Origin of the sequence: Amycolatopsis sp. NBC_01286 (assembly GCF_035982555.1) — a bacterium.
In the GTDB taxonomy this organism is placed as follows: domain Bacteria; phylum Actinomycetota; class Actinomycetes; order Mycobacteriales; family Pseudonocardiaceae; genus Amycolatopsis.
Genome location: NZ_CP108428.1, coordinates 3,867,734 through 3,892,268, shown reverse-complemented (window position 1 = coordinate 3,892,268; position 24,535 = coordinate 3,867,734). Strand labels below are relative to the sequence as shown.

Below are 24,535 nucleotides of genomic sequence, written 5' to 3'. Positions count from 1 at the left end.
CGGCCACCGGTCGTCCACAGCCCGGCCGCAATGTGGACGACCAGGCCGGGCCGAAGCGGATTCCGACCCGCGTCGGACACCCCCCGAAGAGGGCTGGGACCCGGCAAGGTCGGTTCGAGCGTCCGCCTGCCGCGAGAAGACGGGGCTGCCCGCCGGAAAAGGGGTTCGCCGGGCGCGGGCCGCGTGTCAGGATCGGGCCATGCCCGTCGACCCGCACCTCCTGCTGGCCTTCGTCGTCACCACCGTGATCGCGATGGTCGTGCCGGGGCCGGACATGCTGTTCGTCCTCGGCTGCGGCATGCGCGGCGGTCCGCGCGCCGGGCTGCTCGCCACCGCGGGGGTCGCCACCAGCGAGGCGATCCACGTCGCCGTCGCCGCGGCCGGGCTGGCCGCGCTGTTCGCCGCCGTGCCCGTCGCCTTCACCGTCGTGCGGGTCGTCGGTGCCGCTTACCTCATCTACCTCGGCGTCCAGACCATCCGGAAACGCCGGAGCCTCCCCGACGACACCGCACCCAGCACCAAGCGCGCCTACCTCTCCGGGCTGCTGACCAACCTGCTGAACCCGAAGATGGTCACCTTCACCATCGCGTTCCTCCCGCAGTTCGTCGACCCGGCGCTCGGGCGCATCGGGCTGCAGTTCGCGATCCTCGGCGCGATCCTGATCGTGTTCGAGTTCCTCGTCGACGGCGCCGTCGGCGTCCTCGCCGGCCGCATCGGCGGCCGGCTGCGCCGCAAGCGCAAGGCCCGCCGGCGCCTGGAGGTCGCCACCGGCGGCATCTTCATCGGCCTCGGCGTCCGGCTGGCTCTCGACCACTGACCGGGAGGTAGCGCCTGCGCTACCCCGAAGTCGGCGGCCGGCCCCAGGGTGCGGTGCCCGGGCCCCGGCCAGGATTCTCCCCATGACCAGGAACCGGAAAACCACCGCCGTCCTCGCCGTCGCGGCGATCGCGACCGGGACGCTCTTCACCCCGGCGACCGCCGACGCGGCCCAGCCGGACCCCGTCCGCGCACTGCAGCAGGCGGCGCATCCTCTGCGCACCACCGAACCCGGCCGGGACACCGCCGACCTGCGGGCGCTGGGCGCGATGATCGGCGACGCCCAGGTGGCCGGCCTCGGCGAAGCGACCCACGGCTCCCACGAGTTCTTCGCCATGAAGGAGCGGCTCTTCCGCTACCTCGTCGAGGAGAAGGGCTTCACCACCTTCGCCCTCGAAATGAGCTGGTCCGCGGGCCTCGAGATCGACGAGTTCCTCCAGACCGGCACCGGTGACGCGCGCACGGTCGCCAAGGCCGCGCTCGCCGGCTCGCCGTGGGACCGCGAGGAGTTCGTCCACCTCATCGAGTGGATGCGCGACTACAACCGCCACCACCCCGGCCGCACCGTCCACTTCCTCGGCGACGACCTCAGTGCCCCGACCGTGGACGACGAGTTCTTCGGCCGGGTGACCGGCTACGTCCAGCGGACCCACCCCGAGTCGCTGGCCCGGCTGAACGAGCTCTACACCGGCCTGCGCCCGATCGACGACGTCTACGCCTACCTCGCCAAGCCGCTCGCGGAGCGGCAACGGCTCGCGGCCCAAGCTCAGGAAGCTCTCGATCTGGTGCAGAGCTTCGGCGACGACTGGGTGGCGCAGGACGCCCGGTCCATCGCCCAGACCGCGAAGTTCCTCACGATCGACCTCGCCGATCCGGCTTCGGTCGCGACGTCCCAGCGCTTCCGCGACGAGGTGATGGCGGCGAACGTCGTCTGGTGGCAGCGGCACACCGGCGCCAAGATCCTGCTGTCCGCCCACAACGGCCACGTCGGCTACGTCTCCGGCGATCCCGGGCGCTACCCCAAGACGCAGGGCTCGTTCCTGCGCGACACGCTGGGTGCGAACTACGTCGCCACGGGCTTCACCTTCGACCGCGGTTCGTTCCTGTCGCAGGACGAAGCCGGTACCTGGCAGAAGTTCACGGTCGGCGCCGCCGGCCCCGGATCGAACGAGGACACCCTCGACCAGGTCCGCTACCAGGACTACTACCTCGACATCCGGACCGCCCCGGCCGCGGCGCGCGCCTGGCTGGACGTCGCCCGCCCGACGTACGACATCGGGACGGCGTTCCCCGTCGACCCGGTGGACATCGCGCTCGCGCGGTCCTACGACCTGCTCATCCACCTTCACGACGTGCGCGAAGCGGCGATGGCTAGGACTTGAGGTTGTTGCGGGCCAGGAAGTCTTCGGCGATGTCGAGGGGGTTGCGCTTCTCCTCGGTGAACTCGACGTTCAGCTGGGTGAGCTGGTCGGTGGTCAGCGCCGCCGACACCCGGTTCAGCGCCGCGGCTTCCTGCTCCGACAGCGTCCCCTTGGCGATGAGCGGCACGATGTTCTGCGCCGGGAACATGTTCTTGTCGTCGGTGAGCGGCACGAACCCGTTCGCGGCGATCGTCGACGACGTGCTGAACAGGTCCGCGACCTGGACGTCGCCGGACTTGAGCGCCGCCACCGTCACCGGGCCGCCGGTGTCGGTGGTCCGGATCTCCTTGAACTCGCAGCCGTAGAGCGTCTTGATCTTGTCCTTCCAGCGGCTGCTCCACTGGCCCGGCCCGCCGAACACCAGCTCGCCGCAGCGCTTTCCCAGGTCGGAGAACGTCTTGACGCCGGAATCCGCCAGCTGCTTGCCGACGACGAGCAGGTCCTTGTCCTCGGCCGGCGCCTGATCCAGCACCTCGAACCCGGCCGGCACCTTGGCCTTCAGCTGCGCGTAGACGTCTTCCGGCTTCGTGGCCTGGGTGTCCTTGTCGAAGTACCGCAACAGGTTCCCGCTGTAGTCCGGCACGACCGACAGCGACTTGTCCTGCAGCGCCTTGACGACGACTTCGCGGCTGCCGACCGGCGGCCGCACGGTGACGTTCGTGGCCCCGGCGTTCTTCAGCGCCCCGGCGTAGATCTGGGCCAGCAGCAGGCTTTCCCCGACGTCGGACGCGCCGATGATGATGTCGCCGTTCGAGCCGCCCTCGCCACCGCCCGCCAGCGGGTTGCCGCAGCCCGCGACCAGCACCGCGACGGCGATCAGACCGGCCAGCCGTTTCATGCGGTCACCTTCTTGCCGGTCGCCGCGGCCGTCGCCAGCCGGACGCCCTTGGGCACCAGCGCGCGGTTCAGCAGTGCGAACAGGACGTCGAGCACGATCGCCAGCAGCGTGGTGAGCAGCGCTCCGGCGATCACCTCCGAGTAGTCCAAAATGGCCAGTCCGTCGAGCAGGAACCGGCCCAGGCCACCGAGTCCGACGTACGCGGCCACCGCGGCGGTCGCCACGAGCTGCAGCACGGCGTTGCGGATGCCGCCCAGGACCAGCGGCAGCGAGATCGGCACCTCGACCTTCCAGAGCCGCTGCCAGCCGGTCATCCCGACGCCCTCGGCGGCGTCGACGACGCCGTGGTCGGTCGCCTGCAGCCCGGCGTACGTGCCGGCCAGGATCGGCGGCACGGCCAGCACGACCAGGCCGATGATCGTCGAGGTGACGCTCTCGGTGAAGAGCAGGAAGAGGAACGTGACCAGACCCAGCGTCGGCAGCGCGCGGATCGCGTTGCCGACGCTCACCAGCGCGACGCCGCCGCGGCCGGTGTGGCCGACGAACAGCCCCAGCGGGACGGCGATCACGAGCGAGATCACCAGCGCCAGCACCGTGTAACCGAGGTGCTCCAGCAGCCGCTGCGGGATGCCGTCCGGGCCGGACCAGTGCGCCGGGTCGCCGAACCAGTGGAAGAGATCGGTGATCATGCGACGGCCACCCCCGTGTTCCCGGCGCGTTCCCAGGGTGTCAGCAGGTTCCGCAGGCCGACGAGCAGCAGGTCGACGACCAGGGCGAGCACCAGCGTCAGCACGATGCCGACGACGATCGGCGAGAAGTACTCCCGCTGGAAGCCGTCGGTGAACAGCACGCCGAGACCGCCGGTGCCGATCAGCGCGCCGACGCTGACCAGGCTGATGTTGCTGACCGACGCCACCCGCACGCCGGCCGCGAGCACCGGGACCGCCAGCGGCAGCTCGACGGCGAAGAACTTGCGCACCGGCTTGTAGCCGACGGCGGTGGCCGCGGCGATCACCGACGGCGCCACCGCGTCCAGCGCGTCGAGCACCGGGCGGACCAGCAGCGCGGTGGTGTAGATCGTCAGCGCGACGACGACGTTGATGCTGTCCAGGATCTTCGACCCGATCAGGCCGGGGATGACGACGAACAGCGCGAGCGACGGGATCGTGTAGAGCAGGTTGGCCAGCACCATGAGCACCGACCGCGCGGGTGCCCAGCGGTGGCCGAACCAGCCGGCCGCGATCGCCAGCACGATGCCGATGACCAGCGGCAGCAGCGCGAGGTAGATGTGGTCGCCGAGGTCGCCGAGGATCTGCTCGCGGTTGTTGCCGCTGCTCAGGTACGTCCCGAGCTCGTCGAAGAAGCTCATGACGCCTGCGGGGTCGCCTCGATCACATCGAGCACTTGCCGAGCGAGCACGCCGCCGAGCACGCGGTGGTCGTCGTCGACGACCACGCCGAGGCTGGCGGGCGACGACAGCGCGGCGTCGAGCGCACCGCGGATCGGGGTGCCGCGGATCCACAGGGAACCACCGGCGACGAGGTCGTCTTCGGACAGTTCGCCGTCCACTGTGGAGTTCGGCGGCAGCCAGCCGCGCGGCTGCTTCTCGGCGTTGACGACCAGGCGCCAGCCGTCGCTCGCCGGCACCGAAGAGCCGATCTCGACGAGCTCGAGGTCCTTGATCTCGACGCCGTCGGCGGAGAGGAACGACAGGCCGCGGTAGCCGCGGTCGCGCCCGACGAACGACGAGACGAAGTCGTCCACCGGGTGGCGCAGGACGTCGGCGGGGGTGCCGTACTGGGCGAGCTTGCCGCCGACCCGCAGCACCGCGACCTTGTCGCCGAGCCGGACGGCCTCGTCGATGTCGTGCGTGACGAACACGATCGTCTTGCCCAGCTGCGACTGCAGCCGCAGCAGCTCGTCCTGCAGGCCTTCGCGCACCACCGGGTCGACCGCGGAGAACGGCTCGTCCATCAGCAGCACCGGCGAGTCCGCGGCGAGCGCGCGGGCGACGCCGACGCGCTGCTGCTGGCCACCGGAAAGCTGGGCCGGGTACCGCTTGCCGACCTCGACCGGCAGGCCGATGGTCTCGAGCAGCTCGGCCGCCCGCTTGCGCGCCTTCGCCTTGTCCCAGCCCGACAGCAGGGGCACGGTGGCGATGTTGTCCAGGACCGTCCTGTGTGGAAAGAGGCCGGCGTGCTGGATGACGTAGCCGATGCCGCGGCGCAGCAGCGCCGGGTCGCCCTCGGCGACGTCCTTGCCGTCCAGCAGCACCTGGCCGCCGGTGGGCTCGATCATCCGGTTGATCATCCGCAGCGACGTCGTCTTGCCGCAGCCGGACGGCCCGACGAACACGGTGATCGTGCCGTCCTCGACCGTCAGGTTCAGCTTGTCGACGGCGACCGTCCCATCGGGATACTGCTTGGTCACGTCGCGGAATTCGATCGTCACTTGCCCACTCCCCGTGTCAGGTCCGTTCGACGGTAGCCGAGTCGGCGGTGGTTGGCACGCTGTTCCGGCAGGTGGGGAGAGGACGCCTAAGCTCGGAGCCCGTGAAGGCACTCGACGACGTCCTCGCCGCCCACGGCGTCGGCGTCCGCCCGTTGTACCGCGTCATCGACCTGCTGCGCACTGGCGACCACGACCTCGGTGAGCTGGTCCGGCTGAGCACCGCGCCGCGCCGCAGCGTGGAGGACGTGCTCGCGGCGCTGGGCGACGACCTCGACCGCAGCGGCGACCGGCTGCGCCTGTCTCCCGGCGTCGCCGCGTCGTACCTGCAGTACAGCGTCCCCCGCTACGCCGACCCGCTCGACGAAGCCGTGGCCACGCACGAGTTGCTGCCGAAGGTCGCCGAGTGGGTGGCCGAGGTGCCGGCGCCGCTGGCCGCGCTCGACCACGTCCAGGCCACGCCGGAGACGGTGCTGCGCCGCGCGCTGTGGCTGGACGCGCGCTACGACCTGGCGTCCGCGCGCCTGCTGTTCCTCGGTGACCACGACCTGACGTCGCTGGCCGTGCGGGCGGTCTGCCCGGCGGCGGACCTGACCGTCGTCGACCTCGACGAGCGCGTCCTCGCCTACCTGGACGACCGCGGCGCCGGGGACATCAGGACCGCGCACGCCGACTTGCGCGTCGGCCTGCCGCCCGCCGTGGCCGGGCGCGCCGACCTGGTGTTCAGCGACCCGCCGTACACGCCGGAGGGGATGGGCCTGTTCGCCGCGCGCGGGGTGCAGGCGCTGCGGGAGCCGAGCGAGGGGCGGCTGCTGTTCGCGTACGGCTACAGCCCGCGGCACCCGGCGCTGGGCGCGCAGGTGCAGCGCTCGCTGGCCACGCTCGGGCTGACCTTCGAGGCGATCCTGCCGGGCTTCAACAGCTACTTCGGCGCGCAGGCGATCGGCAGCGCGGCGGACCTGTACGTCTGCCAGCCGACGGCGAAGGCCAGGAAAGTCCGCAGCGGCAAGGCGATCTACACGCACGGGCCGCAGTCGGTCGAGGCCGCCGGGACGAAACCGGCACTGCTGGAGAAGCTGAAGGAGATCGCCGTCGCGAGCGGGCTCTCGTTCGAGTCACGCCCGGTGGACTGGTCGATCTCCGGCCCCGAGGGTGACGCGGTCGCGATGGACCTCTCGGCCGACCCCGGCCCGTGGCTGCTGCGCGCGCTCCTGGGCACGAACGCCCGCCGGCTCGCGCTGCTGCTGCCGAACGCGCACCCGGACCTGGCGGACCAGGCGTCCCAGACGGCGCTTGCGGCGCTGGTCGCGGGCAAGTACGCCCTGCGGTACCTGCGGAGCACGCCGGACAACCGGCACGCCGTGGTCGTCGCGGACGCGGTGGAGCACCAGAGCGAGGTGCTGACCCGTGCCCACGCCCGCCTGGCGAACGTCTCCCTGGACGTCCCGCCGGACCTCCAGGACCTGCGCCTGGTCGACGTCCCCCGCCACCGCTTGCCGGCTCTGCTGGGTCTCTGAACACGCCAAAAGCGGCACTTTCACGTGAAAGTGCCGCTTTTGACGGTGACTGTCAGGCGGTGACGCCGTCCGCTTCCGCGGCCTTCGCCACCGCGGCCGCGACCTCGGGGGCCACGCGCGGGTCGAGCGGGCTCGGGACGATGCGGTCCGGGCCCAGGTCGTCCATCGCGACCGAGACGATCGCCTCGGCGGCCGCCAGCTTCATGTTCTCCGTGATCGCCCGGGCGCCGGAGTCCAGCGCGCCGCGGAAGACGCCGGGGAACGCCAGCACGTTGTTGATCTGGTTCGGGAAGTCGCTGCGGCCGGTGGCCACGATCGACGCGTAGCGCGCCGCGGCGTCCGGGTGGACCTCCGGGTCCGGATTGGACAGTGCGAACACGATGCCGCCGCCCGCCATCCGGCCCAGCAGCGTCTCGTCGATCGTCGCGCCGGACAGGCCGAGGAAGACGTCGGCGCCTTCGAGGGCGTCGGCGAGCGAACCACGGAGGCCGGCCTTGTTGGTCGTCGAGGCCAGCTGCTCCTTGACCGGGTTCAGGCCGTCGCGGCCGGTGTGGATGATGCCGCGCGAGTCGAGCACGGTGACGTCCCCGATGCCGGCCTCCTGCAGGATCCGCGCGCAGGCCACCCCGGCCGCGCCGGCGCCGGAGATGACCACGCGCTGGTCGGCGATCGCCCGGTCCAGCACCAGGTTCGCACCGCGCAACGCGGCCAGCGTGACGATCGCCGTGCCGTGCTGGTCGTCGTGCATGACCGGGCAGTCGAGCGCTTCCTTGAGCTTGTCCTCCAGCTCGAAGCAGCGCGGCGCGGAGACGTCCTCGAGGTTGACCGCGCCGTACGACGGGCGCAGCCGGACCAGGGTTTCGACGATTTCGTCGACGTCGGTGGTGTCCAGCACCAGCGGGATCGAGTCGAGGCCGCCGAAGGTCTTGAAGAGCACGGACTTGCCCTCCATGACCGGCAGGGACGCGCTGGCGCCGATGTCGCCGAGGCCGAGCACCGCGGTCCCGTCGCTCACCACCACGACCAGCCGGTCCGCCCACGTGTACCGCTTGGCCTTGGCGGCGTCCTCCGCGATCGCGCGGCTCACCTTCGCCACACCGGGGGTGTAGGCGATCGAAAGGTCACGCGGGCTGGAAATCGGGCGGGTGGCCGCCACCGAGAGCTTGCCGCCCTCGTGCCCGGTGAAGATCTCTTCGTCGGTGACCGGCGCAACAGTGCCGGTGGGGTCGTTCATGGGGTTTCCTGTCGTCGTTTCCGGCTTTCCCTCAGTAGGAATGACGGAACTCGCGGTTCGAACGTGGGTCACTCGGATTCTCCTGGGCCTGCGAGCGGGGGGACCAGGCAACAGGCGAAGGCACGCCCTCTGACCTGGGCTCATCCTCCGGCACGGCAGCCCAGCGCGGTAGCGCCGGCCTGTCGGCGAAGCGTCTCGTCGGCCATCGGTGCCGTGGGTGTGGCGATGGCCGCGGACGCGGCGGTCCCCTCATTGTGACAGGAGCCTTGCCGCCGGTGACCCCTCGGTGCGGTTGACGTCACACATTCCGGGCTTTTCCCCAATTACCAAGACGTCCGTCCGGTTTTCTTGGCGCCCGATAAGGTGACGCCATGCAATTCCGCCGGCTGAGCGTCCCGGACGCCTTCGAGTTCACCCCCCGGGCGTTCCCCGACGACCGGGGCCTGTTCACCGCCCCCTTCCAGGAAGACGTCTTCCGCGCCGCCGTCGGCCACCGGCTGCGGCTCGGCCAGTCCAACCACAGCGTGTCCAAGCGCGGCTCGATCCGCGGTGTCCACTTCGCCGAGACCCCGCCCGGCCAGGCGAAGTACGTCTACTGCGCCCGCGGGTCGCTGCTCGACGTCGTTGTCGACGTGCGCGTCGGCTCGCCGACCTTCGGGAAGTGGGACGCCATCCGGCTCGACGCCGGCAAGTTCAACGCCGCGTACCTCGCCGAGGGCCTCGGGCACGGCTTCATCGCGCTCGAGGACGACACCGCGATGGCCTACCTCTGCTCCGAGCCGTACAACCCGACGGGTGAACACGGGATCAACCCGCTCGACCCGGCGCTGGACCTGCCGTGGCCGTCGGACATCACGCACATCCTGTCCGACAAGGACCGCGCCGCCCCGACGCTGGCCGAGGCCGCGGAACAGGGCCTGCTCCCGGCGTACGACGACTGCGTCGCCTACTACGACAAGCTGCGCTCGGCCCACTGACCGCCGCCCGGACCGGGTCCGGCGGTCCCTTGCCCATTTAGCATGCGCGCATATAGTCTGCTCGCATGGCACTTTACGAGTACGAGCACACCGAGACGTCCGCCGCCCCCGCCGCCGCGATCTGGCCGCTCTGGGCGGACACCGCCCGCTGGCCGGAGTGGGACACCGCCGTCCGGTCGGTGGTCCTCGACGGCCCGTTCGCCGTCGGCACCAGCGGCACGATGACCATGGACGGCCTGCCGCCCATCCCGTTCACCCTGACCGAGGTCACCGACGGCCGGAGGTTCACCGACGAGACGCGGCTGCCGGACGCGCTGCTGCGGTTCGAGCACGTCCTGACCGACGTCGACGGCGGCACGGCGATCACCTACCGCGTCACCATCGACGGGCCCGACGAGCTGGGCCCGCAGGTCACCGAGGACACCCCGGACGCCATGCGCGCGCTGGCGCGGCTGGCCGAGGCTTCCGGGGGTCCGGGTGGCGGCGCCCCCGGCCCGCGTGTCACGGCATCCTCGCGGGCATGACCGCCCCGGAGTCCCGCCTGCCCGGCCCCGAGCGCAGCCCCGGCTTCCTGCTGTGGCGCGTGACCCTGGCCTGGCAGCGGGCGATGCGGGCCGCACTGGCCCCGCACGACCTCACGCACGTCCAGTTCGTGCTGCTGACCACCACGTGGTGGCTCACCCGCTCGGGTGAGCCACCGACCCAGCGGCAGCTGGCCGAGCAGGCCGGCACCGACACGATGATGACCAGCCAGGTCGTCCGCAAGCTCGCCGAGCGGGGGCTCATGGAGCGTGCGGACGACCCGGCCGACGCCCGCGCGAAGCGGCTCCGGATCACCGCGCCGGGCCTCGAACTGGTCGCGAAGGCACTGAAGGACGTCGAGGCCGCCGACGCGTCGTTCTTCGACGGCGTCGACAGCGATTTCACGGACTCACTGGCAAAACTCAGCCCGTGAGGACGCACTCGGTCGAGCGAAATTTCGGGACATCCCCTGGGGGCGATCCCGGATGTCCTCCTCGGCCGTCCTCGCCAGGCTGGCTCCCATGAAACTTCTCGCACTGGCCGCGACCGGGGTCGCCGTGGCCGCACTGGGGTCCACTCTCGCGTTCGCCTCGCCGGCACGCGCCGACGAGCTGCCGACGTTCGACTTCACCGACTGCCCGGCCCCGCCCGCGACCGCCGACCCCGGCACGTGGCGCTGTGAAGCCTTTGTCTCCCAAGGAAAACTGACCATCGACGGTTACGAGATCCCGCTCGGAGAGGTGCGGCTGACGTTCAGCGAAGGCCGGATCGACGGCCAGTACGCCCAGGCGTTCGGCGCGCTGCGCCACGCTCCGACCCGCGTCCCCGGCCTGCCCGGCACGACGATCCAGCTGCGCTACGGCGGTTTCTCGGACTTCCAGAGCAACGACGAGCGCCGCGGCGAGCTGGACATCTACGCGGTGTTGCGGAACCCGTTGCTGGGCAACGACTGCAGCATCGGCACCGCGGCGAAGCCGTTGCACACGGTCGTCCACGACGACCCGGCGGTCCCGCCCAAGGTGATTTCCCAGAACCCGGTGACGGCCTACCGCGGTGTCATCGACCCGGACCTGACGCTGCCGGCCACGCAAGGCTGCGGCCCGCTCGGCAAGCTCGTCGACCGGCGCCTCGGCCTCCCGTCGCCGGCCGGCGAGAACACGTTCGAGCAGACGTCGTACGTGCAGTACAAGCCGCTCTGAGCCCTGCCGCGGCCGGTCGTGAGTGGTAATGCGGGTTAGAACCCGCATTACCACTCACGACCGGAGGGCCGCCGCGGGCTTCTTCGGGGTCACCCAGATGGTGATCGTCCCGGTGACCACCGGCTTGCCACGCGCGTCGGAAATGGTCACCGGGACGGGGAGCTCGAACCCCTCGTCCCCGAACTCCGGCAGCGCGGGCAGCGACGCCACCGCGCGCAGGCCCGTCTCGGCCTTCGCGATGTACTGGACGTCCATGCCCTTCGGCAGCCAGCGGTGCGTCGAAGGGACAGTCGCCTCCGCGAGCATGCCCATCGCGATCTCGGCGAGGTTGCAGGCCGCGATCGCGTGGAACGTGCGGATGTGGTTGTAAACACCCCACCACTTCGGGGCACTCACCTCGCAGTGCCCGGGACGCAGCTCGCGCACCGAGGGCAGCACCGTGCCGAAGTAGGGCACGCGCAGGCACATCGCGGCGCTGAACAGCTGCTTCCCGCCGGGTTTGGCGGCCAGCTTGTGCCACAGCGCGAACGTCGGCGTCTCGGCCATGCGTCTCCCTTGCTTGCCTACTGGCCAGTAGCTAAGCAGGCGCCCGGCCGGGCCGCAACCGGCCGCCTATAGTCGGCGCGTGGCAAATCGGCTGTTCCTCCTCCGCCACGGCCAGACCGAATGGTCGGTCGACGGGCGGCACACCGGACGCACGGACATCCCCTTGACCTCGGCGGGCGAAGGCCAGGCCCTCGCGGCCGGCGGCACGCTCCGGAGCCTGCTCGGCGGGCCGTCGCTGGTGCTGTCGAGCCCGCGCAAGCGCGCGCTGCGCACGGCCGCGCTGGCCGGCCTGCGCGTCGACGAGGTCACCGAGGACCTCTCCGAGTGGGACTACGGCGACTACGAGGGCATCACGACGCCCCAGATCCGCGAGACCGTGCCGGGCTGGACGGTGTGGACACACCCGGTCCTCGGCGGCGAGAGCGCGGACGAAGTCAGCGCTCGCGCGGACAAGGTGCTCGAGCGCGCCCGCCGTGACACCGAGGCAGGCGACGTGATCCTGGTCGGCCACGGGCACTTCAGCCGGGTGCTGGTGGCCCGCTGGATCGGCCTGCCCGCGACGTCCGGCGTCCACTTCGGACTGGACGCGGCCGGCATCGCGGTGCTCGGCGACGAGCGCGGCGAACCCCAGATCGAACACCTCAACCTGCCCCCCTCGCTGGAGGACTGACGTGCCCGACGACCGCATCCGCCGCATCCGGCCCGACGACGTCGAGGCCGCCGTCGGGCTGGTCTACGCCCTCGCCGAGTACGAACGCGCCCCGGACGAGTGCCACCTGACGACGGACCAGCTGCACACGGCGCTGTTCGGCGAGGCGCCGAAGCTGTTCGGGCACGTGGCCGAAGTGGACGGCGAGATCGTCGGCTTCGCGCTCTGGTTCCTGAACTTCTCGACCTGGCGCGGCGTGCACGGCATCTACCTGGAGGACCTGTTCGTCCTCCCGGACCACCGCGGCTCCGGCCTGGGCAAAGCGCTCCTGGCGACGCTCGCGGCGGAGTGCGTCGCCAACGGCTACGGCCGGCTGGAGTGGTCGGTCCTCGACTGGAACCCGGCGACGGAGTTCTACAAGGCCCTGGGCGCGGTCCCGATGGACGAGTGGACGGTCGACCGCCTGGCCGACGAACCCCTCCGAGCACTGGCCGCCCAGGCGTAACCCATGTGATCAGCGCCGGATCCCACGTGACCCAAGCCGGATCCAGCGTGATCAGAGCCGTAACTCGCGAGTTCCGGCCCCAATCACGTGAGTTGCGGGCTCAGTCACGCGAGTGGCGGGGCTGATCACGCGAGTTGCGGTGTCAGTCCTCGTCCTGGCCTTCGCGCTCCGCGCGGCGTCCGGCCAGGCCGCCGCGCTCGGCGGCCTCCGTCTCGGACTCGCCCTCGCGCAGGCCCAGGGCCCACTCGCGGGACGGGCGGCGGAACAGCAGCACCAGCGTGACGATGCCGAACAGCGCGATCGGGACGCCCCACACCGGCTCGCCCGACGGGCCCAGCAGGTACCAGCCCAGGCCGACCACGATCAGCGCGATCACCACGCCCGGCGAGCGCGCCCAGGTCTGGCCGAGGACCAGGCCGGCGGACGCGGCCAGGAACGCCAGCGCCACGACGATGAACGTGCCGGCCTCGACGTAGACGTTGTTGCCCGGCCGCGCCGGCGTGCCCAGGCCGTTCACCAGCACGATCACCCCGAACACCAGCAGGGCCAGCGACGGTACCCCGGTGACCACGCCGGCCAGCCGGACCTCACGGGGAGCGGGCGAGAGCTTCACAGCGGGGACCTTCCGGGGGTGCTGGCCGAGTGCTTTGCGGGAGCACAGCAGACTCGACCAGGGCGAGTAACCGTGCGTGAGCTGATTGGATCGTATGCCACCCGGACGGCCGTTTTCGCGGGACCGCCCGGGCGTCGAAAATTCAGGTGTCGTCGATGAGCGGGCGGTCGGCCCGGGTGCACTTGTCACGACGAGCGGACAACTCGTCACGCGAAGGAGGACCGCCCGGCACAGGGTCACAGGTGCTGTTCGGAGCGTTGCCGGACCGGTGCTTCCGGTCACCTTGCGCCGCCGAGAGGTTCTCGGGCGCGGCTGGCGTCACCTACCCTGCGGTGGTGCGCGCAATCCTCATCGTGAACCCCCAGGCCACCTCGACCACCGCCGGTGGCCGGGACGTCCTGGCCCACGCGCTCGCCAGCCAGGTCAAGCTCGACGTCGTCGAGACGGACTACCGCGGCCACGCGATGGCCGTCGCGCGCTCGGCCGCACGGGACGGCATCGACCTCGTCGTGGCCCACGGCGGCGACGGCACGGTGAACGAGGTCGTCAACGGCCTGCTCGCCGACGCCGACGGCGATCCGTCGCAGATCGGGCGGGTGCCCGCGCTGGGCGTCGTCCCCGGCGGCTCGGCCAACGTGTTCGCGCGCGCCCTCGGCATCTCGGCCGATCCCGTCGAGGCCACCCACCAGCTGCTCAACGCGCTGGAGAACGACCGCTCACGCCGGGTCGGGCTCGGCCTGGCCGACGGGCACTGGTTCACCTTCAACGCCGGCCTCGGCTGGGACGCCGACGTCGTCGGCCGCGTCGCGAAGCGCCGGGGCAAGCAGACGACGGCCGGGCTCTACTTACGGGCCGCCGTCCGCTCCTACTTCCGGCCGCCGCTGGGCCGTCCGGCCCTCACGATCCGCGTCCCGGGTGAGGAACCCGCCGAAGCGCTGACCGCTTTCGTGTCGAACACCGATCCGTGGAGCTACCTGGGCGAGCGTCCGATCCACCTCAACCCGGGTTGCTCGTTCGAGACGGGATTGGGTCTGTTCGCGTTGAACGGTCTGGGGTTGCCCACGGTGTTCAAGCATGTACGGCGCGCTTTGGCTACGAAGAGCAACCAAAAGGGCAAGCGTCTCGTGCGTCACGACGACCTGCCGATGATCCGCATCGACGCTGCTGAACCGGTAAACTTCCAGGTGGACGGCGACCTCGTCGGCCAGAGGGCCCGGGTCGAGTTCTTCAGCGTCCCGGATGCACTCACGGTAATCGTGTGACGACGGGACAGCTGATCGCCTGCGGCAAAGTGCAATCTGCCGTTCGTCGACGCAGAAGCTCCACTCACCGCATCAGCCTTCCCTTCGAGCGGCCGTGTCGGAGAGAAACCGCAGGTCAGACGTGTCGCTCGGCCGGGTGAGCTGACTCACCGATCTTCAAGAAACACTTGTCCAACGCGGTGCTTCGTGAAAGCATTCACAAGCACCCAAAAAGACGACCGCCATTGACGACTGTGGCGCGGCCCTCCCGCGCCATATGAAGGAGCTCACGAACATGGACTGGCGCCACGACGCGGCCTGCCGAGACGAGGACCCCGAGCTGTTCTTCCCGGTGGGAACCAGCGGTCCTGCTCTGTCGCAGGTTAGTCAGGCCAAGGCCGTGTGCCACCGTTGCACCGTCGCCTCCGACTGCTTGGCCTGGGCTCTGGCCAGCGGCCAGGACGCCGGCGTGTGGGGCGGCATGAGCGAGGACGAGCGACGCGCAGTCAAGCGCCGCCGCACGCACATCGGCACGCGTACCAACGCCTGACTCTTCATCTGGCTACATCGCACAAGCTACACCCGAGCCACCAGGGAAATTCACCCGGGCTGACACTGTCGTGTCCAGGCCTTCTGTGGTGATACCTACCCGGCTCCAGCTTAACAAGTGGGGTGAAACCACCCGGCAACGGGTGCGGTGAAACCTCACCAGGACTTCAAGTCCTCCCGCGAGACGCTGAACGGCCCGGCACCTGCACCCAGGCGCCGGGCCTTCATCGTGTCGTCCTCCCAATCACGCGTGATGCCCTTCCAATCACGCGTGACGCCTGCCCAATCACGTGAGTTACGCCGTCAATCACGCGAGATCCGCACCCGATCACGCCAGAAACGCCCGGAATCACGCCGTTGACGGGAAATGCCCGGTGTTGATCATCGCGAAACCCACCCGATCGAGCGGCAAGGTCAATTCAAGCGATTGATTCAAAGCAACTGATTCACCAGGTGTGATTCAGAGCCGCCGGGAAAGCGGGATCCGCAACGCGGCTTCCGTCCCGGTCACCCGGGTCGCCGCCTCCTCCGTGCGCACCTTCCGCAGCGACAGCGAACCGCGCAGCTCCGACTCCACCAGGGTGCGGACGATCTGCAGGCCCAGGCCGTCGGACCGCTCCAGCGAAAAGCCCGCGGGCAGACCGCGGCCGTTGTCGCGGATGACGACGTCCAGCCAGCGCGCCGAGCGCTCCACGATCAGCTCGACCTTGCCCGACCGGCCGGCCGGGAAGGCGTGCTCGATCGCGTTCTGCACCAGCTCGGCCAGCACCATCACCAGCGGCGTCGCGATCTCCGCGACCACCACCCCGAACGAGCCCTTGCGCGACAGCCCGACCTGCGACTCGGCCGTCGCGACCTCGCCGACCATCGGCAGCACGTTGTCGAGCAGCTTGTCGAGGTCGACGCGCTCGTCGACCGAGATGGACAGCGCCTCGTGCACCAGCGCGATCGACGTCACCCGGCGCACCGACTCGGCCAGCGCGAGCCGCGCCTCCTCCGACGACGTCCGCCGGGACTGCAGGCGCAGCAGCGCCGCCACCGTCTGCAGGTTGTTCTTCACCCGGTGGTGGATCTCGCGGATCGTCGCGTCCTTCGACAGCAACGCGCGGTCACGTCGTTTCACCTCGGTGACGTCGCGGACGAGCACCAGCGCGCCCGCCGCCTGCCCGGCCGGGCGCAGCGGCAACGCGCGGAACAGCACCACGGCGCCGCGCCGCGAATCGGCCTCGGTGCGGCTCGACGGCTTCCCGTCGAGGGCCTCGATGATCCGGTGCGACACCTCGGTCGCGTCGAACGGGTCGCGGATCAGCGACCGCGTCAACGGCGCCAGGCGCGTGCCGACCAAGTCGGACTCGTGGCCCATCCGGTGGTAGGCGGACAGGCCGTTCGGGCTGGCGAACACGACCGTGCCGCTCGAATCGAGGCGGATCAGCCCGTCGCCCACCCGCGGCGACGTGTGCGTGTCGGTCGCGTTGGTGCCGCTCGGCGGGAAGGTGCCGTCGACGATCATCTGGCACAGGTCGCCGGCGCTGCCCAGGTAGGCGATCTCCAACGGCGAAGGCACCCGCGGCGCGGCCAGGTTCGTTTCGCGGCTCAGCACGGCGACGACGGTGCCGGCGAACGTCACCGGGATCGCCTCCCGCCGCATCGGCAGGTCGCGGTACCAGTGCGGGTCCTCTTCGCGGCAGATCCGCACGTCACGCATGGCCTTCGCCAGCTGCGGGTGCTCCTGGACCGTGAACCGCGTGCCGACGACGTCCTCGGGGTGCGCGGTCGGCGCCGTCGTGGGGCGCGCGTGCGCGACGCACACGAAGTCGCCGCCGTCGGGCTGCAGTTCCTCGCTGACCGGGACCCAGAGCAGGAAGTCCGCGAAGGACAGGTCGGCCAGCAGCTGCCATTCGGCGACGACGGTCTGGAGGTGGTCCGCGGCCTCCCCGGGGAGGCCGGTGTTGTCGGCGAGCAGTTCGGCGAGCGTCGACACGGTTACTCGACCGTCCCGAGGACGTCGCCCTGCTGGACGCGGTCACCCTTCGCCACGGCGAGGCTGGTCAGCGTGCCCGCCTTTTCACTCACGGCCGGCAGCTCCATCTTCATCGACTCCAGGATCAGCACGGTGTCACCCGCGTTCAGCGATGCGCCCGGCTCCGCGACGACCTGGAGCACGGTGCCGACCATCTCGGCCCTGATCTCGGCCATCGACACCCCTCCTCGCGCGGCACCCGGACCAGCCCCATCCAACCAGAACGGGACGTCATGACACACTTGAGTGGTTGCCCCCAGCCCGGCAGGCGCCAGCGCCGCGGCCGTGGCCACTTTTTGACGACGAGGAGTAAACATGTCGAAGCGCGCCCGCAAGCGTCGCAGCCGGAAGAAGAACAGCGCGAACCACGGCGGTAAGCCCAACTCCTGAACCGGCGTCGACACCGCAAAGGCCCCCGCACTCCTGCGCGGGGGCCTTCGTCGTGCTCGGGCGCTGTTACTCGGAGCGCTGCTCGATGCTGATCTCGGTGCGCTCGACCGTCACGCCGCCGCGCGTGGCGACGGTCTGGCGGATCGACGCGCGCAGCCGGCTCTTGAGCTCGGCGGGGGCGTGGTCGCCACCGCACTTGCGGGCCAGCAGCTGCTTGATGTGCTCGTCGATGCCGTACTCCTCGAGGCACGGCGGGCAGTCCTCGATGTGGTGCCGCAGCGCGGCGTCACGTTCGGCGCTGCACTCCCGGTCGAGGAGCAGGTAGATGTCGGCGAGCGCCTCTTCGCAGCGGACCTTGTCGGACGCGCCCTCGCACATGTCGTTCATCGCCCGGCCACCTCTTCCTTGGCGCCTTCCTTGGTGCCGCGGATGAACCCGCGCTCGCGCGCGACGTCGGCGAGCAGGTCACGCAGCTGGGCGCGCCCGCGGTGCAGGCGGGACATCACGGTGCCGATGGGCGTTTCCATGATCTCGGCGATCTCCTTGTAGGCGAAGCCCTCGACGTCGGCCAGGTAGACGGCCAGCCGGAACTCCTCGGGCAGCTTCTGCAGGGCGGCCTTGACGTCGGTGTCGGGGAGATTGTCCATCGCCTCGACCTCGGCCGACCGCAGCCCGCTCGAGGTGTGGGCCTCGGCCTTGGCGATCTGCCAGTCCGTGATCTCCTCGGTGGGCTGCTGCACCGGCTGCCGCTGCCGCTTGCGGTAGCCGTTGATGTAGGTGTTCGTCAGGATGCGGTACATCCAGGCCTTGAGGTTCGTGCCGGCCTTGAACGACGCGAAGGCGGCGTACGCCTTCAGGTAGGTCTCCTGGACCAGGTCCTCGGCGTCGGCGGGGTTGCGGGTCATCCGCATCGCGGCCGAGTACAGCTGGTCGAGCAGGGGCATGGCGTCCCGTTCGAAGCGCTCGGCGCGCTCGGCTTCGGTCGCTTCTTCCGGCGCTGAGTTCTGCGTGCTCGGCAAACCGTTCCCTTCCCGCTCGGCGTCGATGCGCGTGTACGCATACGGCGACGTCGAGTTTACGCGGGGGCCGGGCACACCGCGGGTCGCCGGTGCCTCAGGGCGGCGGCTGCTGCGAGAGCGTGTGGTGGCGAGGGTTGTGGTCACGTCCGGTACAACCGATCGGACTACCCGGGCATTCCCTAGACTTCCGTGCCATGGCTGGCAAGGGCACCCCGGCGACCGCGCTCCTGACGAAGCAGAAGGTGGCGCACACGCTGCACGCGTACGACCACGACCCGCGTGCCGAGTCGTACGGACTGGAGGCGGTGGAGGCCCTCGGCCTGGACCGGGCCCGGGTGTTCAAGACCCTGGTGGCGGAGGTCGACGGCAAGCTGACGGTGGGCGTGGTCCCGGTCACCGGCCAGCTGGACCTGAAGGGTTTGGCGGCCGCGGCGGGCGGCAAGAAGGCGAAAATGGCGGACCCGGCGGCCGCTCAGCGGGCGACGGGGTACGTGCTGGGCGGGATTTCGCCGTTGGGGCACCGAAGCCGGCTGCCGGTGGTGATCGACGCCTCGGCGGAGAAGTTCGAGACGGTGTTCTGCTCGGCGGGCCGGCGGGGGCTGGAAGTGGAGCTGGCGCCCGGGGAGCTGATCCGGCTGACGGGGGCGGTGGTGGCCCCGATCGCGGCCTGACCTGCGCAAATGCGGTCACCTCGGCCTCCGGACAGCCCCCACCCGTCCCGGGGGGCGTCCCCTGTCCAGCGTATCGGGATTCGGCGTCCGAAAAGGCTCGGCGGCAAATCTGTGGATAACCGAGAGCAACGTGGACAACTCGGCAGCGGTCGCGTGAGCCGGCTTCAGGTGAGCAGCGCGCGTTCCCAGGTTTCGTGGTGCCGTTCGAGGTGGTCGGCCTGGTCCTGCCACGCCTCGCCGTGCCCTTCGTTCCAGAGCCTCGTCCAAGGCTCGTTCCCGACCAACGCCTGCGCAGCCAGGAAGTCGTGCATCGACCGCGTGCGCGGGGCCAGCAGCCGGAGCAGTTCGCGGCGTTGCCGCTCGTCCAGGCCGTAGGCGTCGACCAGCAGCCGCAAGCGCGCGGCCTGGGTCGACGTCACGCTTTCGGGTAGCAGGGCGAAGGTCTGCGCGGTGTACGCGAGGTCCCACAGCCGGGTGCCGGGCGCCGCGGTGTCCCAGTCGATGAAGGCCCAGCGTGGGCCGGCCACCAGGTTCCACGGCGCGAGGTCGTGGTGGGCGATGATCTCGGCTCCGTCGGCGGGGATGAGCACCTGCCACGACGCCCCGGCGGGCGGGACGAAGCCGGTGACCGCGTCGTGGAAGTCGCGGACCAGGCGGCCCACCGCGATCACCGCCGCGTCCGGTGCCAGCAGGTCGATCCGGCCGGGCCACGGCACGTCGCCCGGGATGAACTCGAGCACCTCGCGGCCGTGCTCGTCCAGGCCCAGCGGCCGGGGCGCGCCGGAGAAGCCGGCCGCGCGCAGGTGTGAAAGCAGTGCGTGCACCGCAGGCGTCCACGGACCCGCGGGCCGCCGCACGGTGTTCCCCACCCGGACGACGCCGGCGTTCATGTTCCCGCCGGTCAGCGGAATCTCCTCCACGAGGAGGCGACGCTAGCGAACGCGCCGGACGTCCGCGACCAGGTTTCAGGCCAGCGGGCGCAGCACCCGCGACAGCCACTCCGTCGCCGCCCGGGAGACCTTCTCCAGGTCCTTGCCCAGGCTGTGGTCGCCGTCCACCAGGACCAGCTCCTGGTGCGGCCCCGGCTTCGGGCGGCCGAACGGGTCGCGCTCCCCCTGGATCACCAGCGTCGGGACCTCCACCGCGTCGAACTCCGGCTGGCGGGTCTTCTCCGGCTTGCCCGGCGGGTGCTCGGGGAACGCCAGGCACAGCACCGCCACGGCCTGGCCCGCCGACGCCGTCCGGCAGGCCACCCGGGCTCCCGACGACCGGCCGCCGAAGACGAACGGGAGGCCGTCGAAACGCTCCGACAGCTCGTCGGCGATCGTCAGCCACGCCGCGTCCAGCTGGTTCGCCGGGGCCGGCGCGCGGCGGCCCGCCACCTTGTACGGCTGCTCGACCAGCGCCACGTGCACCCCGGCCGCCGTCGCCGCGCGCGTCACCGCCACCAGGTCCTTCGCGCCGATGCCGCCGCCCGCGCCGTGGCCCAGCATCAGCACCGCCACGCCTTCCTCGGCGCAGTGCAGGTAGACCCGGGCCGGGCCGTGCGCGGTCTCGATCGGCAGGGCCGTCATGACTTCGGCGCGTCGAAGAGGGCGGCTTCGTGCTGCGGGTCGACGCGGTCGAGCAGCTCGGGTCCGTTGTTGCGGACGTTGTTGACCAAGCTCGACACCGGCCGCAGCTCCAGCGACGCGACGATGTCGTCGGGCGTGGGCACCAGCAGGTCGGTGACGTCGTCGCGGTCCGGGTCCAGCCAGCCGTCCCAATGGGACTGGGGCACGATCAGCGGCATCCGGTGGTGGACGTCGGTGAGCTGCCCGGCGGCGTCGGTCGTGATGATCGAGAACGTGATCAGCGGCGCCGCGTTCTCGTCGTCCTTCGGGTGCCAGCTCTCCCAGATCCCGCCGAACGTGAGTGACGCGTCGCTCGGGCCGGTCATGTAGAACGGCTCCTTCTCCTTGCCTGCGCGGCGCCACTCGAACCAGCCGTCGGCGGGCACCAGGCAACGGCGGGACACCAGCGCGCGGCGGAACGCCGGCTTCTCGGCGGCCGTCTCGGCGCGCGTGTTGATCATCCGCGAGCCGACGGACGGGTCCTTGGCCCAGAACGGCACCAGGCCCCACTTCATCAGCCGCAGCGAGCGCTCGGCGGGCTCGTCCTCGAGGACCTGGCCCTCGTCGTCACGCGGGTGCCGCTGCACGACGGTGACGACGTTCTTCGTCGGCGCCACGTTGTGGTCGGTCCGCACCCGCCCTTCGGTGAGGTCGATCGCCTCGAACTCCTCGATCAGCTTCGCCGGGTCCTTCGTGGCGGCGTAACGGCCGCACATGGCCGACCTCCCTCGTGCTTCGAGCGTCCGGGACGCCATCGTTACACGCAGGCCAGGGCCCTGGCGAGCGGCATGGGATCATTCGGGGCACCGGTGCACAGGAAGGCGGACGGTTTGGCGAGCAACGACTGGAGCAAGCTGGACGAGTCCGACGTCCGCGTCCGCCCAGGCAAGGGCACCCGCCCCCGCAGCAAGCGCCGTCCCGAGCACGCCGACGCCGTCTCCGCGATGGTCATCGGCAAGGACCGCGGCCGCTGGACCTGCGCGATCGACGCCGACCCCGGCCGGGTGATCACCACGATGCGCGCCCGGGAGATGGGCCGCACGCCGGTGGTGGTCGGCGACCGGGTCGGAGTGGTCGGCGACGTCTCCGGCAAGCCGGACACCCTCGCGCGCATCATCCGCGTCGACGCGCGCAGCAGCTCCCTGCTGCGCACGGCCGACGACACCGACCCGTTCGAGCGGCTGGTCGTCGCGAACGCCGAACGGCTGCTGATCGTCACCGCGCTCGCCGACCCGCCGCCGCGCAGCGGGTTCATCGACCGCTGCATCGTCGCCTGCTACGCGGGCGGCGTCGAGCCGGTGCTGTGCCTGACGAAGGCCGACCTCGCCAGCCCGGACGAGCTCCTCGCGAGCTACGCGGGCCTCGACATCCCGGCGATCGTCTCCCGGCACGACGAAACGCCCGAAGGCCTCGCCGAGATGCTCAAGGACCGCGTGACGGCGCTGGTCGGGCACTCCGGCGTCGGCAAGTCCACCCTGGTCAACCGCCTGGTGCCGGACGCCGACCTGGCCGTCGGCGTGGTGAGCGGGGTCGGCAAGGGGCGGCACACGTCCGTCGCCGCGGTGGCGCTGCCGCTGCCCGACGGCGGCTGGGTGATCGACACCCCGGGCGTCCGCTCGTTCGGGCTGGCCCACGTGACCGCGGACGACATCGTCGACGCCTTCGAGGAGTTCGCCGCGGCCGCCGAGGAGTGCCCGTCGGCCTGCGGGCACCTCGGGCCGCCGGAGGACCCGGACTGCGCGCTCGACGACGTCGTCACCGACGGCCAGGCGGGAGCCGACCGGCTCGCGTCCCTGCGGCGCCTGCTGGCCTCGCGCGGCGGCCTCGATGTGACCCGCCCCACGGAATCCTGAGACAACCGGGAACCGGCTCCGCACCGTCATCGTCACATCGGTAACCAATCACCCGATCAGGCGATATGCCGAGCGGAAGATCCAACTCCTGAGGGGATTTCGATGCGCAAGACCACCCTGGTCGCCGCGGGCGCCGCGCTGGTGCTCACGCTGACGGCGTGCAGTGGCAACTCCGGCACCGCCGAGCCGGCCGCCGCGGGCAGCAACCAGTCCCAGGCCGACGGCGGCAGCGGCCTCGCGTCGCCGTTCACCGACGCCATCCAGCTCGCCTCGGCGTCCAAGCAGGGCACCGAGAAGTCGAAGTCCGCGAAGTTCACCATGGAGAGCTCGGTCGGCGGCCAGTCGATGACCGCCTCGGGTGCGATGAGCTTCGACGGCGCGAACACCAAGATGTCGATGACGTCGAACGCCGCCGGTCAGCAGAGCGAGATCCGGATCGTCGACGGCGCGTTCTACATCAAGATGCCGGCCGAGCAGGCCAAGCAGCTCGGTGCGGGCAAGGAGTGGATCAAGTTCGCGCCGGGCGGCGACGACCCGTTCTCGCAGATGCTGGGCAGCAGCTCGCAGTCCGCTGAGCAGAGCGACCCGAGCAAGATCCTCGACCAGGTCTCGAAGACCGGCCGGATCGTCTCGTCGGACCAGACCGAGCTGAACGGCCAGAAGGTCAACCACTACGTCGTCGAGATGGACGTCGCCAAGTCCATCGACGAGTTCACGAAGTCGATGCCGGAGGCGAGCCGCGCGAAGGTCGCGGAGTCGCTCAAGGGCAAGGACGTCAAGATCCCGGCCGAGTTCTGGCTGGACAAGGACAACCTGCCGGTGCAGGTCACGATGGACCAGGGCCCGCTGATGCAGGCCATGGGCGTGCCCAGCGCGGACGGCTCGAAGTTCACGATGAAGTACACCGACTGGGGCACCCAGGTCGACGTCGCGGCCCCGCCCGCGGACCAGGTGGCCGACCTCGGCGAGCTGCTCAAGGGCGGCCGCTGACCAGCGACCGTGCGTGACCAGCGGCTCCCCCGAACGGGTTCGGGGGAGCCGCTGTGTTTTGGTTGGCGCATGCGCAAAGCCGCCGTCGTGCTGCTGCTCGCCCTGCTCGCCGGCGCGTGCGACAGCTCCGCTTCACCGCCACCCACGTTCACCGACGCCCGCGCGCTGGCCGACGCGGCGACGGCGGCCACCACGAGCGGCGGGTCGGCGAAGTTCGCCACGGACGTCGCCGTCGGCTCGGTCCGGTCGAAGGGCCAGGGCCAGGCGCGGTTCGGCGCCGGCGGGACGTCCCAGGTGATGACGACGGACTTCATCGGCGAGCCGATGGAGCTGCGGCTGGTGGCCGGGAAGCTGTACGCGAAGGTGCCGGAGGGCTCGCGCGACCAGGTCGGCACGGCCAAGCCGTGGGTCGAGGTCGCACCGGACGGCACCGACCCGTTCTCCCAGGTGCTCGGCGGCAGCCTCGGGCAGCTCGCGGCCCAGAACGACCCGGCGCACCCGCTGCGCGAAGTCGCGGCGGCGGGCACGATCGTCTCGGCCGAGCGCGCCGACCTCGGCGGGGTGGCCGCGGAGCACTACCGCGTCGACCTCGACCTGGCGAAGCTCGGCGCGGACCTGCCCGCGGGCCTGGCCGCGGACGAGGTGGGGCAGCTGGGCGGCAAGTTCCCGGTCGAGCTCTGGCTGGACGACACCCACCGGCCGCTGCAGATCGTGCTGGACCTGTCGCCGATCCTCGCGGGCTCAGACGGTTCCCCCGGCTCGGGCGCGAAGATCACGACCCGCTACACGGAGTGGGGCGCCCCGGTCGACGTCCAGGCCCCGCCGCCGGACCAGGTGGGGACGCTCACACCGTAGTCACGTTCCCGCCGACCGCCTCGTCCACGCGGGGACGAAGGGAGTCAGG

30 protein-coding genes are annotated in these 24,535 nt (G+C 70.9%); 16 read left to right on the top strand and 14 right to left on the bottom strand.

Annotated features, from left to right (window positions below):
• Positions 1 to 199 precede the first annotated feature (199 nt).
• On the top strand, positions 200 to 817 hold the full coding sequence (locus OG570_RS18850; protein ID WP_326957998.1) for a LysE family translocator: 618 nt from the start codon (positions 200 to 202) through the stop codon (positions 815 to 817).
• Between the two features lie 82 nt (positions 818 to 899).
• The gene (locus OG570_RS18845; protein WP_326957996.1) at positions 900 to 2,198 is read left to right on the top strand and encodes an erythromycin esterase family protein; all 1,299 of its coding nucleotides are present in this window, start codon (positions 900 to 902) and stop codon (positions 2,196 to 2,198) included.
• Here OG570_RS18845 and OG570_RS18840 read toward each other — a convergent pair.
• From OG570_RS18840 to OG570_RS18825, 4 genes are read right to left on the bottom strand one after another with little or no spacing between them, the layout of a single operon-like run.
• Entirely contained in the window at positions 2,188 to 3,075 is an 888-nt protein-coding gene (locus tag OG570_RS18840; RefSeq protein WP_326957993.1) for an ABC transporter substrate-binding protein, read from the bottom strand. The two genes, OG570_RS18845 and OG570_RS18840, sit on opposite strands and share 11 nt — an antisense overlap.
• Positions 3,072 to 3,764 carry an ABC transporter permease gene (locus tag OG570_RS18835; RefSeq protein ID WP_247057413.1) on the bottom strand — a complete coding sequence of 231 codons (693 nt, stop codon included), beginning with the start codon at positions 3,762 to 3,764 and terminating at the stop codon, positions 3,072 to 3,074. The genes OG570_RS18840 and OG570_RS18835 overlap by 4 nt, the downstream gene beginning before the upstream one ends.
• The gene (locus tag OG570_RS18830) at positions 3,761 to 4,444 is read right to left on the bottom strand and encodes an ABC transporter permease (protein ID WP_326944258.1); all 684 of its coding nucleotides are present in this window, start codon (positions 4,442 to 4,444) and stop codon (positions 3,761 to 3,763) included. The genes OG570_RS18835 and OG570_RS18830 overlap by 4 nt, the downstream gene beginning before the upstream one ends.
• A complete protein-coding gene (locus tag OG570_RS18825; RefSeq protein ID WP_247057417.1) occupies positions 4,441 to 5,526 on the bottom strand; it encodes an ABC transporter ATP-binding protein in 1,086 nt (361 codons plus the stop codon). The genes OG570_RS18830 and OG570_RS18825 overlap by 4 nt, the downstream gene beginning before the upstream one ends.
• Positions 5,527 to 5,627: 101 nt before the next feature.
• Here OG570_RS18825 and OG570_RS18820 point away from each other — a divergent pair, with 101 nt between their 5' ends.
• Positions 5,628 to 7,040 carry a bis-aminopropyl spermidine synthase family protein gene (locus tag OG570_RS18820; protein ID WP_326957991.1) on the top strand — a complete coding sequence of 471 codons (1,413 nt, stop codon included), beginning with the start codon at positions 5,628 to 5,630 and terminating at the stop codon, positions 7,038 to 7,040.
• Between the two features lie 52 nt (positions 7,041 to 7,092).
• On the opposite strand, the gene OG570_RS18815 is transcribed toward OG570_RS18820, so the two are convergent.
• Positions 7,093 to 8,274 carry an NAD(P)-dependent malic enzyme gene (locus OG570_RS18815; RefSeq protein ID WP_247057421.1) on the bottom strand — a complete coding sequence of 394 codons (1,182 nt, stop codon included), beginning with the start codon at positions 8,272 to 8,274 and terminating at the stop codon, positions 7,093 to 7,095.
• A 371-nt stretch (positions 8,275 to 8,645) separates the two neighbouring features.
• Here OG570_RS18815 and OG570_RS18810 point away from each other — a divergent pair, with 371 nt between their 5' ends.
• From OG570_RS18810 to OG570_RS18795, 4 genes are all read left to right on the top strand, one after another.
• The gene (locus OG570_RS18810) at positions 8,646 to 9,251 is read left to right on the top strand and encodes a dTDP-4-dehydrorhamnose 3,5-epimerase family protein (RefSeq protein WP_326944261.1); all 606 of its coding nucleotides are present in this window, start codon (positions 8,646 to 8,648) and stop codon (positions 9,249 to 9,251) included.
• Between the two features lie 65 nt (positions 9,252 to 9,316).
• Positions 9,317 to 9,775: an SRPBCC family protein gene (locus OG570_RS18805; protein WP_326957987.1), complete on the top strand. Its 459-nt coding sequence runs from the start codon at positions 9,317 to 9,319 to the stop codon at positions 9,773 to 9,775.
• Positions 9,772 to 10,206: a MarR family winged helix-turn-helix transcriptional regulator gene (locus tag OG570_RS18800; protein WP_247057428.1), complete on the top strand. Its 435-nt coding sequence runs from the start codon at positions 9,772 to 9,774 to the stop codon at positions 10,204 to 10,206. The genes OG570_RS18805 and OG570_RS18800 overlap by 4 nt, the downstream gene beginning before the upstream one ends.
• 88 nt (positions 10,207 to 10,294) lie before the next feature.
• Positions 10,295 to 10,972 carry a hypothetical protein gene (locus tag OG570_RS18795; RefSeq protein ID WP_326957985.1) on the top strand — a complete coding sequence of 226 codons (678 nt, stop codon included), beginning with the start codon at positions 10,295 to 10,297 and terminating at the stop codon, positions 10,970 to 10,972.
• A gap of 54 nt (positions 10,973 to 11,026) precedes the next feature.
• Here the strand turns inward: OG570_RS18795 and OG570_RS18790 are convergent, their stop codons facing one another.
• Positions 11,027 to 11,518 carry a hotdog fold domain-containing protein gene (locus tag OG570_RS18790; protein WP_326957983.1) on the bottom strand — a complete coding sequence of 164 codons (492 nt, stop codon included), beginning with the start codon at positions 11,516 to 11,518 and terminating at the stop codon, positions 11,027 to 11,029.
• A 79-nt stretch (positions 11,519 to 11,597) separates the two neighbouring features.
• Here OG570_RS18790 and OG570_RS18785 point away from each other — a divergent pair, with 79 nt between their 5' ends.
• Both OG570_RS18785 and OG570_RS18780 read left to right on the top strand, forming a co-directional pair.
• A complete protein-coding gene (locus tag OG570_RS18785) occupies positions 11,598 to 12,188 on the top strand; it encodes an acid phosphatase (protein WP_326944264.1) in 591 nt (196 codons plus the stop codon).
• Position 12,189: 1 nt separating this feature from the next.
• Positions 12,190 to 12,672: a GNAT family N-acetyltransferase gene (locus OG570_RS18780; RefSeq protein WP_326957981.1), complete on the top strand. Its 483-nt coding sequence runs from the start codon at positions 12,190 to 12,192 to the stop codon at positions 12,670 to 12,672.
• Between the two features lie 142 nt (positions 12,673 to 12,814).
• On the opposite strand, the gene OG570_RS18775 is transcribed toward OG570_RS18780, so the two are convergent.
• Positions 12,815 to 13,285, bottom strand: a complete 471-nt coding sequence (locus OG570_RS18775; protein ID WP_326944266.1) for a hypothetical protein — start codon at positions 13,283 to 13,285, stop codon at positions 12,815 to 12,817.
• 335 nt (positions 13,286 to 13,620) lie between these two features.
• On the opposite strand from OG570_RS18775, the gene OG570_RS18770 reads away from it, so the two are divergent.
• Entirely contained in the window at positions 13,621 to 14,547 is a 927-nt protein-coding gene (locus OG570_RS18770; protein ID WP_326944267.1) for a diacylglycerol/lipid kinase family protein, read from the top strand.
• A gap of 274 nt (positions 14,548 to 14,821) precedes the next feature.
• Complete coding sequence (locus OG570_RS18765) at positions 14,822 to 15,076, top strand: WhiB family transcriptional regulator (protein ID WP_247057443.1); 255 nt, start codon at positions 14,822 to 14,824, stop codon at positions 15,074 to 15,076.
• 459 nt (positions 15,077 to 15,535) lie between these two features.
• On the opposite strand, the gene OG570_RS18760 is transcribed toward OG570_RS18765, so the two are convergent.
• Both OG570_RS18760 and OG570_RS18755 read right to left on the bottom strand, forming a co-directional pair.
• A complete protein-coding gene (locus OG570_RS18760) occupies positions 15,536 to 17,056 on the bottom strand; it encodes a sensor histidine kinase (protein WP_247057445.1) in 1,521 nt (506 codons plus the stop codon).
• Positions 17,057 to 17,058: 2 nt separating this feature from the next.
• Positions 17,059 to 17,271, bottom strand: coding sequence for a biotin/lipoyl-binding carrier protein (locus OG570_RS18755; RefSeq protein ID WP_326944268.1), 213 nt, complete (start codon positions 17,269 to 17,271; stop codon positions 17,059 to 17,061).
• Between the two features lie 139 nt (positions 17,272 to 17,410).
• Between OG570_RS18755 and OG570_RS48285 the strand changes: the two genes are divergently transcribed.
• A complete protein-coding gene (locus tag OG570_RS48285) occupies positions 17,411 to 17,485 on the top strand; it encodes a 50S ribosomal protein bL37 (RefSeq protein ID WP_371827656.1) in 75 nt (24 codons plus the stop codon).
• Positions 17,486 to 17,551: 66 nt separating this feature from the next.
• Here the strand turns inward: OG570_RS48285 and rsrA are convergent, their stop codons facing one another.
• Positions 17,552 to 17,872, bottom strand: a complete 321-nt coding sequence (gene rsrA / locus OG570_RS18750) for a mycothiol system anti-sigma-R factor (protein WP_247057449.1) — start codon at positions 17,870 to 17,872, stop codon at positions 17,552 to 17,554.
• Complete coding sequence (locus tag OG570_RS18745; protein WP_326944269.1) at positions 17,869 to 18,504, bottom strand: sigma-70 family RNA polymerase sigma factor; 636 nt, start codon at positions 18,502 to 18,504, stop codon at positions 17,869 to 17,871. The genes rsrA and OG570_RS18745 overlap by 4 nt, the downstream gene beginning before the upstream one ends.
• Before the next feature lie 194 nt (positions 18,505 to 18,698).
• On the opposite strand from OG570_RS18745, the gene ybaK reads away from it, so the two are divergent.
• Positions 18,699 to 19,175, top strand: coding sequence for a Cys-tRNA(Pro) deacylase (gene ybaK / locus OG570_RS18740; RefSeq protein WP_326944270.1), 477 nt, complete (start codon positions 18,699 to 18,701; stop codon positions 19,173 to 19,175).
• Between the two features lie 164 nt (positions 19,176 to 19,339).
• Here the strand turns inward: ybaK and OG570_RS18735 are convergent, their stop codons facing one another.
• The 3 genes from OG570_RS18735 to OG570_RS18725 are packed head-to-tail and all read right to left on the bottom strand — an operon-like array spanning position 19,340 to position 21,504.
• A complete protein-coding gene (locus OG570_RS18735; protein ID WP_326957979.1) occupies positions 19,340 to 20,095 on the bottom strand; it encodes an aminoglycoside phosphotransferase family protein in 756 nt (251 codons plus the stop codon).
• 45 nt (positions 20,096 to 20,140) lie between these two features.
• A complete protein-coding gene (locus OG570_RS18730) occupies positions 20,141 to 20,749 on the bottom strand; it encodes an alpha/beta hydrolase family protein (protein ID WP_247057457.1) in 609 nt (202 codons plus the stop codon).
• Entirely contained in the window at positions 20,746 to 21,504 is a 759-nt protein-coding gene (locus OG570_RS18725; RefSeq protein ID WP_326944272.1) for an SOS response-associated peptidase, read from the bottom strand. Before OG570_RS18725 ends, OG570_RS18730 begins: the two co-directional genes overlap by 4 nt.
• A 114-nt stretch (positions 21,505 to 21,618) precedes the next feature.
• On the opposite strand from OG570_RS18725, the gene rsgA reads away from it, so the two are divergent.
• The 3 genes from rsgA to OG570_RS18710 all read left to right on the top strand — a co-directional run bounded on the left by rsgA (position 21,619) and on the right by OG570_RS18710 (position 24,486).
• Positions 21,619 to 22,641 (top strand): ribosome small subunit-dependent GTPase A, encoded by a 1,023-nt coding sequence (gene rsgA / locus OG570_RS18720; RefSeq protein ID WP_326957976.1) that lies wholly within the window; start codon positions 21,619 to 21,621, stop codon positions 22,639 to 22,641.
• A gap of 102 nt (positions 22,642 to 22,743) precedes the next feature.
• Positions 22,744 to 23,631, top strand: a complete 888-nt coding sequence (locus tag OG570_RS18715) for a hypothetical protein (RefSeq protein WP_247057462.1) — start codon at positions 22,744 to 22,746, stop codon at positions 23,629 to 23,631.
• A 69-nt stretch (positions 23,632 to 23,700) separates the two neighbouring features.
• A complete protein-coding gene (locus OG570_RS18710; protein ID WP_326957974.1) occupies positions 23,701 to 24,486 on the top strand; it encodes a hypothetical protein in 786 nt (261 codons plus the stop codon).
• Positions 24,487 to 24,535 lie beyond the last annotated feature (49 nt).